The 2248-nt window shown below is 40.7% G+C and carries 5 protein-coding genes; 4 read left to right on the top strand and 1 reads right to left on the bottom strand.

The features are described 5' to 3' along the window. The coding region (locus tag B4923_RS20640; RefSeq protein ID WP_245929699.1) for a polymorphic toxin type 30 domain-containing protein at nucleotides 1–512 on the top strand (512 nt) is incomplete at its 5' end. Beyond that, nucleotides 512–886 carry a hypothetical protein gene (locus B4923_RS20635; RefSeq protein ID WP_109491555.1) on the top strand — a complete coding sequence of 125 codons (375 nt, stop codon included), beginning with the start codon at nucleotides 512–514 and terminating at the stop codon, nucleotides 884–886. The genes B4923_RS20640 and B4923_RS20635, both read left to right, overlap by 1 nt. 72 nt (nucleotides 887–958) lie before the next feature. Here the strand turns inward: B4923_RS20635 and B4923_RS20630 are convergent, their stop codons facing one another. Continuing rightward, on the bottom strand, nucleotides 959–1183 hold the full coding sequence (locus B4923_RS20630) for a SymE family type I addiction module toxin (protein ID WP_109491556.1): 225 nt from the start codon (nucleotides 1181–1183) through the stop codon (nucleotides 959–961). 164 nt (nucleotides 1184–1347) lie between these two features. On the opposite strand from B4923_RS20630, the gene B4923_RS20625 reads away from it, so the two are divergent. Next, nucleotides 1348–1761 carry an HNH/endonuclease VII fold putative polymorphic toxin gene (locus B4923_RS20625; protein ID WP_245929697.1) on the top strand — a complete coding sequence of 138 codons (414 nt, stop codon included), beginning with the start codon at nucleotides 1348–1350 and terminating at the stop codon, nucleotides 1759–1761. 2 nt (nucleotides 1762–1763) lie between these two features. After that, entirely contained in the window at nucleotides 1764–2153 is a 390-nt protein-coding gene (locus B4923_RS20620) for an Imm50 family immunity protein (protein ID WP_109491554.1), read from the top strand. Nucleotides 2154–2248 lie beyond the last annotated feature (95 nt).

Genomic DNA, 2248 nt, shown 5'->3' with positions numbered 1-2248 from the left:
GGCATCGTTATTATGATGCAGAAGGTATCCAGCAGTATATTTCGCCTGATCCGATAGGGTTGTTGGGGGGTAATAATAACTATGCTTATGCACCGAATCCTCTTACGTGGATAGATCCGCTGGGGTTAAGTAAGTGTTCATTGTCTGGCAATACAATTAAAAAGCCAGATGGTACAGATCTTATAACAATTCCTGAGAATGCTCGGGTTCGTAAATTGACTCCTCCAAAAGGTTATTCTGGTGAGTATGGATATGAATATAAGTGGACAAACGCTGGAGGAAGTACATCAACGGTTCGTATTCATGGAATAGATGCTTCAGCCCCCGCGGGATCAAATGCTAGCCAAGGTTGGGTTGTTAGGGTATTTGATGGCAAGAGGAGTATGGATATAAATGGAACTTATCATCCTCCCGGGATTTTTAATCCCAGTAGTCCTCATTATAGTCCATCAATAATTAATGATGTCCATATACCAATTAATAAACCAATGAGTTTTCCGGGGGTTCCTTGATGTCACTAAAATATGATTGTTTTTTAAGGAATAAAACAAAGGAGATAAATGTCTCTTTGTTGAATAAAGAACCGGATATGTATGAGCTGATAGGCTCGGTTCGAGACTTGTTTTCATCGAGTTATAATAACAATCTGATAGCGAACACTGAAACAATTGAAGAACTATGGGGCACATTATTTAATGTTTTTTGTGGGAGTTCTTTTTATGAAAATAAATTCGATGCAATATTTGCCATGGGTGATGTTTATCTTTATGCCAAAAGGAAAAACATAAATTTGAATTTAGACTCGTTGAAGGAATGGAGGGGAAAAAATAATGTATCAACCTCAACGGAAGAGATACTAGAATGCGTGGATGATATATTAACTTAATTAAAAATAACCGGAAGTGATTTTAATGAGCCTTCCGGTTATCTTTTTACCTGCTGTTTATCGTGTGTGGCGTCAGAGATTAATCTCGGTCTCAATCACCAGTCTCTCCCGCTCCACGGTAATGGTGATCGGCATCCCCGTCATAAAGCCCGACTCTTCCAGCCAGCGGCCCTTGAGGTTAATCGCGGACGGCGGGTTAAGCCTGCCGTTATGCGGGGCGTATCCCACGGTGTAGTAACGTTCTGTTTTGGTTACTTTATTAACGGTGACGCCTGACTTAGAATGCGTCTCAGCAATAGTCAACTTTATCGTCGGCGGGCGGTAGCATGAGCGATTACCTGCACTATGACGACTGAATGAAGGCAACTTACAGCCGAAACAGGTAGTACGACGCGGGAATCGGATGAATTGTTGCACTTGACCCGATAGGGTTGGCGGGGGGCATCCGACCTCAGGATTATGTGCATAACCCATTGGAGTGGGTTGACCCGCTGGGGTTGGCTGGGTGTCCTGGTGAGAAAAACAAAAAAACTACATATGAAGGTGAAAGCCGTCGTGATGCGTTTAGGCAAGCTAAACAGGATGCTGGAATACCAATGAGTCAGCAACCCCGTAGTGTAACAAGGCCAGACCTTCTTGATGGCAACGGTAAGAGAGTATTAGATGGTAGTGGACAACCAATAAAAACTAGACAATATGAATTTATTAACAATAAAGGCGAAAAAATATTTATACAGGAACATAGCTTAGGTCATACAAAAGCAACGCCTTTACATGGCGCTGATCCACATTTCAATGTAAGGCCTTCAGATAACTTGAATACAGGTAGTGTTTCTGGAACACATGGGCATTACAATTTTCTTAGAGGATACTAAATATGTGGTTTGGACATGCTATAGGGAAAGAGAAAATTCAATTCATGTTCGATAATGAATTAAGTATTCAACATGTTGAGGTTGGTAGTTTTTCATTAGAACGGTTTTCAGACTTGAAGCTACATTTTTTTTGTAATGATATTCCAAAAAAAATTCCTGAAAAATGGAGAGGGGCGGGGTTTAATGCTCTTAGTTTGGTAATTGTTTTTGGTGATGTAACTCAATTAAATGTTGTTGGTTCTAAGGTCGGTTTTTTTTGTTCGCCGTTAATAAACTCGTCAAGTGATCATTCTGAAATAACGATAAAAAATAGTGATCTTGATTTTTATTGTAGGTCAAGGTTTTTAACTATAGAAAGTATTACACCATATATTGATGAACGATGGGATTAATCATGGTGAGTAATTAAATTGAAAAGCCGGAAGCGATCTAACGATCCTTCCGGCCGCTGGCGCAGGTGGAGGCGAAAGGGGAAGCGACCCGACTG

The sequence above is a fragment of the Brenneria roseae subsp. americana genome, from assembly GCF_003115815.1.
Taxonomy (GTDB): domain Bacteria; phylum Pseudomonadota; class Gammaproteobacteria; order Enterobacterales; family Enterobacteriaceae; genus Brenneria; species Brenneria roseae.
Note: the sequence above shows the minus strand (reverse complement) of the source record. Positions and strands in the feature narration are given on the sequence as shown.